The sequence below is a fragment of the Yinghuangia soli genome, assembly GCF_021502675.1.
Lineage (GTDB): Bacteria > Actinomycetota > Actinomycetes > Streptomycetales > Streptomycetaceae > Yinghuangia > Yinghuangia soli.
The window spans coordinates 234,250-240,918 of sequence record NZ_JAKFHA010000011.1 but is presented as its reverse complement, the minus strand read 5'-3'; the positions used below and the strand labels follow the sequence as shown (position 1 = coordinate 240,918).

General features: G+C 69.5%; 4 protein-coding genes. All 4 read right to left on the bottom strand.

Annotated features, from left to right (window positions below):
• Positions 1 to 393 precede the first annotated feature (393 nt).
• The 4 genes from LZ495_RS20435 to nuoL all read right to left on the bottom strand — a co-directional run bounded on the left by LZ495_RS20435 (position 394) and on the right by nuoL (position 6,632).
• Positions 394 to 1,392, bottom strand: coding sequence for a polyprenyl synthetase family protein (locus LZ495_RS20435; protein WP_235053911.1), 999 nt, complete (start codon positions 1,390 to 1,392; stop codon positions 394 to 396).
• 44 nt (positions 1,393 to 1,436) lie between these two features.
• Positions 1,437 to 2,996, bottom strand: a complete 1,560-nt coding sequence (gene nuoN, locus LZ495_RS20430) for an NADH-quinone oxidoreductase subunit NuoN (protein ID WP_235053909.1) — start codon at positions 2,994 to 2,996, stop codon at positions 1,437 to 1,439.
• Complete coding sequence (locus tag LZ495_RS20425; RefSeq protein ID WP_235053908.1) at positions 2,993 to 4,633, bottom strand: NADH-quinone oxidoreductase subunit M; 1,641 nt, start codon at positions 4,631 to 4,633, stop codon at positions 2,993 to 2,995. The genes nuoN and LZ495_RS20425 overlap by 4 nt, the downstream gene beginning before the upstream one ends.
• A gap of 64 nt (positions 4,634 to 4,697) precedes the next feature.
• Positions 4,698 to 6,632, bottom strand: a complete 1,935-nt coding sequence (gene nuoL, locus LZ495_RS20420) for an NADH-quinone oxidoreductase subunit L (RefSeq protein ID WP_235053933.1) — start codon at positions 6,630 to 6,632, stop codon at positions 4,698 to 4,700.
• Between the last annotated feature and the right edge of the window lie 37 nt (positions 6,633 to 6,669).

The window sequence follows — 6,669 nt, the reverse complement described above, 5'->3', positions numbered from 1 at the left end:
CCTCAACTCATCTGACGCGGGGTGGCACAGGACGTACGCCCTCTGGAGCTCTGATGTCGCTGCGCCCCTCAGGCGGGCGCAGCGACATCCCCTGGCCTTGATCCCAGGCACGGTCAGCACGCGGGGGTACGTGCGGCCGCGCCCGCGTTTCGCGGGCGTCGCCGCATGGTCATCGACCCCGACCCCTGGCTGAGACCGTCTCGGGATTCCTTGCGCAGGCGGGCGGCCGTGCGGTCCTCGGGGTGTCGCTTCCGGTGGAGCATGGCCTCTGGGGCCGCCTTAAGCCTTCCTCCGGCCTTGGCCCGCCCACACGGGACAGCGCCGCCGCCCGGGTGGGCGGCGGCGCTTGTCGTGTGTCCTTGTCGCCGCTCTGCGGCCTGCGGGCGGAGGCTGTCAGCAGCTGCGTTCGACGACGAGTTCGCAGAGGGAGGCGAGGGCGGTCTTGGCCGGGCCGTCGGGGAGGGGGGTCAGGACGTCGCGGGCCTCTTCGGCGTAGCGGCGGGTGTCCTGGCGGGCCTTCTCCAGGGCCGGGTGGGCGCGGAGGAGGCGGAGGGCCTCGGCGTGCCGGTCGTCGTCGGTGAGGGGGGCGGAGAGGAGGTCCAGGAGGTGGGCGTCCTCGGGCTGGGCGGCCGCGCGGAGGTGGAGGACCGGGAGGGTCGGGACGCCTTCGCGGAGGTCGGTGCCGGGGGTCTTGCCGGACTCGGTGGAGTCGCTGGCGATGTCGAGGACGTCGTCGGCGAGCTGGAAGGCGACGCCGATGCGCTCGCCGTAGCGGGTGAGGATCTCGACGACGTGCTCGTCGGCCCCGGCGAACATGGCGCCGAACTGGCCGGACGTGGCGATCAGCGAGCCGGTCTTGTCGGCGATGACCGAGAGATAGTGCTGGACCGGGTCGTCGCCGGGGTTCGGGCCGACCGTCTCGCGGATCTGGCCGGTGACCAGGCGGGCGAAGGCGCGGGCCTGGATGCGGACCGCCTCGTCGCCGAGGTCGGCGACGATCTCGGAGGCCTTGGCGAACAGGAAGTCGCCGGTGAGGATCGCCACCGAGTTGTCCCAGCGGGCGTTCGCGCTGGGGGCGCCGCGGCGCAGGGCGGCCTCGTCCATGACGTCGTCGTGGTAGAGCGTGGCCAGGTGGGTCAGCTCGCAGACGACGGCGGCCGGCACCACGCCGGGGGCCTGCGGGTCGCCGAATTGCGCGGCCAAAAGGGTGAGGAGCGGGCGGAAGCGCTTCCCGCCCGCCTCCACCAGGTGGCGCGATGTCTGGGTCAGGTACGGGAACTCGCTCTTGGTGGCGGCGAGGAGCTCCTGCTCCACCGCCGCCATCCCGGCGCGGATCTCCGCATCGAGCTCACCGTCATGGACGCTCAGCCCGAAGGGCCCCACGATCGTCATGCCGGTGCTCTCCTCATGATCGCGCAGTGTCACTGCGCCTGCTGCTAATGGACGAACAGGCTGGCCTTGTCCGCGAGGTCAAGGACCGGCTGCGGCAGGATGCCAAGGACCACCGTAACCGCTACCCCCAACGCGATGGCAGCGGTGGTCAGGACACTCGGCACGACCACGGTCGGTCCGTCGGCGCGCGGCTCCGAGAAGAACATCAAAACGATGACCCGGACATAGAAGAACGCGGCGATGGCAGAACACAGCACACCCACGATCACAAGCGATCCTGCGCCGCCATCCGCGGCCGCCTGGAACACCGCGAACTTTCCGGTGAAACCGCTGGTCAGGGGGATTCCGGCGAAGGCGAGAAGGAACAGGGCGAAGACGCCCGCGAGGAGCGGGGAACGCCGTCCCAGGCCCGCCCAGCGGGACAAATGCGTGGCTTCGCCGCCCGCGTCGCGGACCAGGGTGACCACCGCAAAAGCACCGAGAGTGACGAATCCGTACGCGACCAAATAGAACAGCGTGGACGACGCGCCGGCCTCGTTCGCGGCCAGCATGCCGGTCAGGATGAACCCGGCGTGCGCGACCGACGAGTACGCGAGCATGCGTTTGACGTCCGTCTGGGTGATCGCGATGACCGCACCGGCGATCATGGTGACGATGGCGACGCCGACCATCACCGGACGCCAGTCCCACTTCATGCCTGGCATCGCCACGTAGAAGAACCGCAGGAGCGCACCGAACGCCGCGACCTTGGTGGCCGCCGCCATGAAGCCGGTGATCGGGGTCGGCGCGCCCTGGTACACGTCCGGGGTCCACGAGTGGAACGGCACCGCGCCGACCTTGAAGAGCAGGCCGACCGCAACCATCGCCATGCCGATCAGCAGCAGCGCGTCGTTGTCCATCGCGCCGCCCGTGGCGACCGCGATCCGGTCCAGCTTCAGGCTGCCCGAGTAGCCGTACAGCATGGCCACGCCGAACAGGAAGAACGCCGACGAGAAGGCACCCAGCAGGAAGTACTTGAGGGCGGCTTCCTGGGACAGCATCCGGCGGCGCCGGGCCAGGCCGCACAGCAGGTACAGCGGCAGCGACATGACCTCGAGGGCCACGAACATCGTCAGCAGGTCGTTCGAGGCCGGGAACAGCAGCATGCCGCCCAGCGCGAACATCGTCAGCGGGAAGACCTCGGTCTGGTGCAGGTTGGCCGCGGTGGCCTCCTTCTCGGCCTCGCTGCCCGGTGCCGCGGCCGCCTGCGGCGCGAACGCGTCGCCGCCGTGCTCCAGGCGGCGCTCCGCGATGAGCATGACCGAGACGATGCCGAGCAGCAGCAGCGTGCCCTGCAGGAACAGCGACGGGCCGTCGACGGCGACCGCGCCCACCGCGGCCACCTCCTGCTCGCCGGCCAGCGCGACCACCGCGGCGAAGGCCGCCGCCATTCCGCCCAGCGCGAGCACCAGGTGCGTGGCGTAGCGCGCCTTGCGCGGCACGAACGCCTCGACGAGCACCCCCGCCACCGCCACGCCGAACACGATGAGCATCGGCGCGAGCTCGGCGTACTCGATCGTCGGTGTGTCGATCTTCTCGACGGCGAGCTGAAGACCCTCGCTCACTTGCTGCCTCCGTGGGTCTCGGCCGCCAGCGGCTGCGCTGCCGGCACGATCGGGTTCGAGGGCTTCGGGTCGGTGCGCTCGACCTGGCTCATGGTCTCCTCGACCGCCGGGTTGACCACGTCCAGGATCGGCTTCGGGTAGACGCCGAGCACCAGCAGCACCGCCATCAGCGGGGCCACCACGACCAGTTCGCGGACGTTCAGGTCACGGATCTTCTCGACCCCGGCCTTGACCGGCCCCGTCATGGTGCGTTGGTACAGCACCAGGACGTACAGCGCGGCCAGGATGATGCCGACCGTCGCGAAGAGGCCGGCCGCCTCGTAGCGCGAGTACGTGCCGACCAGCACCAGGAACTCGCTGACGAACGGCGCCAGTCCGGGCAGCGACAAGGTGGCCAGGCCGGCCACCAGGAACGTCCCGGCCAGCACCGGTGCGACCTTCTGCACGCCGCCGAAGTCGGCGATCGTCTTGCTGCCCCGCCGCGAGATCAGGAAGCCCGCGATCAGCAGCAGCGCCGCCGTCGAGAACCCGTGGTTGATCATGTAGAGCGTGGCGCCCGAGTGGCCCTGCGTGGTCATCGCGAAGATGCCCATGATGATGAAGCCGAAGTGCGAGATCGAGGTGTACGCGATCAGGCGCTTGATGTCGGTCTGGCCCACCGCGAGCAGCGCGCCGTAGATGATCCCGATGACCGCCAGCGTGACGATCACCGGGGCGAACGTCTTGGAGGCGTCGGGGAAGATCTCCAGGCAGAACCGCAGCATCGCGAACGTGCCGACCTTGTCGACCATCGCGGTCACCAGCACCGCGACGCCCGGGGTGGCCTCGGTCATGGTGTCCGGCAGCCAGGTGTGGAACGGCCACAGCGGCGCCTTGATGGCGAACGCGAACATGAAGCCGAGGAACATCGCCTTCTCGGCGGTCGGGTTCATGTCCAGCTCGCCGGTCGCCACCGCCTGCGAGATGCGCACCAGGTCGAAGGTGCCCTGCCCGGTGCCGCCCAGGTCGTGGTTCGCGGTGACCACGTACAGCGCCACCACCGCGGCCAGCATGACCAGGCCGCCGAGCAGGTTGTAGAGCAGGAACTTCACTGCCGCGTACGAGCGCTGCGCCCCGCCGAAGCCGCCGATGAGGAAGTACATCGGGATGAGCATGGCCTCGAAGAAGATGTAGAAGACGAAGATGTCGGTGGCCGCGAACGACACCACCACCATCGCCTCGACCATCAGCATGAGCGCGAAGAACGCGTGCGTGGAGCGCGGCGCGGCCTTGCCCGACGGGGCCTCGCCGGACGCGGAGACCTGCGGGGTGTCCGCGTCGTGCCACGAGGCCAGCACCAGGATCGGCATGAGCGCCGCGGTGAGCAGGATCAGCACCAGGCCGATGCCGTCCACGCCGAGCGACCAGTGCACGCCGAACGACTTGATCCACGCGTACGACTCGGTGAACTGGAAGCGGTCGCCGTCCGGCGAGAACTTCACCGTCACGATGATGGCCAGCACGAGTTCGGCCAGGGTCACCGCAAGGGCGGTGTTCTTGGCCAGCACCCGCTTGCCGGCCGGCAGCGCGGCGACCACGAGGCCGCCCACGAAGGGCAGGGCGGCCATCACGGTCAGCCAGGGGAAGTCGCCGTTCATCGCAATCCCTCCGCCGCGCCGCGTCCTGCGCCGAGTCCTGCCCTGCAACCGAACCGACGGGCCATCACGCCATCCTCGCCATCAGGGTCGCCGCCACCACGACGGCCGTGCCGCCGAACATCGACAGCGCGTAAGACCGCACGAAGCCGGTCTGGACCTTGCGGACCCGCGAGGACGTGCCGCCGATGAACGCGGCCAGCCCGCCCACGAATCCGTCGATGCCGCGGCCGTCCAGCCAGACCAGCAGCCGGGTCAGGTACTGGCCGGGCCGCATGACCAGGCCCTCGTTGATCGAGTCCTGGTACAGGTCCTTGCGGGCCGCGACGGTGACCAGCGAGCCCTGCGGGGCGACGGCCGGCACCTCGCGGCGGGCGTACTGCACGTACGCCACCGCCACGCCGAGGGCCACCATCGCGGTGGCCATGCCGGTCACCACCCACACACTGAACGGCAGTTCGCCGTGGCTGAAGCCGGTGACCGGGGTCAGCCAGTTCACGAACGCGTCGTTCAGCACGAACAGCCCGCCGGCGAACACCGAGCCGAAGGCCAGCACGATCATCGGCAGCGTCATCGACACCGGCGACTCGTGCGGGTGCGGCTCGTGCCAGTCGGCCGGCGCCCCGACCGGGGCCTCCTTCCAGCGCTCGCGCCCGAAGAAGGTCATCAGCATCACGCGCGTCATGTAGTACGCGGTCAGCGCGGCCGCGACCAGCGTCACCGAGCCGAGCACGTAGCCCGTGGTGCCGCCCTTCGCGAACGCCGCCTCGATGATCTTGTCCTTGGAGAAGAACCCGGACAGCAGCGGGAATCCGATGATGGCCAGATAGCCGAGCCCGAACGTGACGAACGTGACCGGCATGTACTTGCGCAGGCCGCCGTAGCGGCGCATGTCGACCTCGTCGTTCATGCCGTGCATGACCGAGCCCGCACCGAGGAACAGCCCGGCCTTGAAGAAGCCGTGCGTCACCAGGTGCATGATCGCGAACGCGTAGCCGATCGGCCCGAGGCCGGCCGCCAGGATCATGTAGCCGATCTGCGACATCGTGGAGGCCGCCAGGGCCTTCTTGATGTCGTCCTTGGCGCAGCCGACGATCGCACCGAACAGCACCGTGATGGCACCGACGATGGTGACCACCAGCTGCGCGTCCGGCGAGGCGTTGAAGATCTCCGCGGACCGGGTGATCAGGTACACGCCCGCGGTCACCATGGTGGCCGCGTGGATCAGCGCGGAGACCGGGGTCGGGCCCTCCATCGCGTCGCCGAGCCAGGCCTGCAGCGGGAACTGCGCCGACTTGCCGCACGCGGCGAGCAGCAGCATCAGGCCGATCGCGGTCATCGTGCCGTCCGACGCCGCGGCCGAGCCGCCGAGCACCTCGTCGAAGGAGAACGTCCCGAACGCGGTGAACATCAGGAAGATCGCCACGGCCAGGCCGAAGTCGCCGACCCGGTTCATGATGAACGCCTTCTTGGCGGCGGTGGCCGCCGAAGGCTTGTGCTGCCAGAAGCCGATGAGCAGGTACGAGGCGAGGCCCACACCCTCCCACCCGACGTACAGCAGCAGGTAGTTGTTGGCCAGGACCAGCAGCAGCATCGAGGCCAGGAACAGGTTCAGGTACGCGAAGAACCGGCGCCGGTTCTCGTCGTGCTCCATGTACCCGATCGAGTAGATGTGGATCAGCGAGCCGACCCCGGTGATCAGCAGCACGAACACCATCGACAACTGGTCGAGGTGCAGGCCGATCTCGGCCTGGAAGTCGCCGACCGCCACCCAGTTCCACAGGTGCTGGTCGATCGACCGGTCCGCGCCGGACTCGCCGAGCATGGCCGCGAACAGCGCGGCGGCCACCGCGAAGGAGCCGAGCGCGAACAGCGTGCCGAGCCAGTGCCCGAACCGGTTCGTACGCCTGCCGCCGAGCAGCAGGACGGCCGCGCCCAGGAGCGGCAGCCCGATCACCAGCCAGGTGGCCGAGAACACGCCGCTCGCGGCGACCGAGTGCATCCCCGCGCCGCCTTCGGTGGAGGCCAAGTACACGGAG

What these genes read in the sequence shown, in the direction of transcription:
- LZ495_RS20435 (WP_235053911.1), bottom strand. Translation starts at nt 1,392, where the DNA reads ATGACGATCGTGGGGCCCTTCGGGCTGAGCGTCCATGACGGTGAGCTC.
- nuoL (WP_235053933.1), bottom strand. Translation starts at nt 6,632, where the DNA reads ATGCACTCGGTCGCCGCGAGCGGCGTGTTCTCGGCCACCTGGCTGGTG.
- LZ495_RS20425 (WP_235053908.1), bottom strand. Translation starts at nt 4,633, where the DNA reads ATGAACGGCGACTTCCCCTGGCTGACCGTGATGGCCGCCCTGCCCTTC.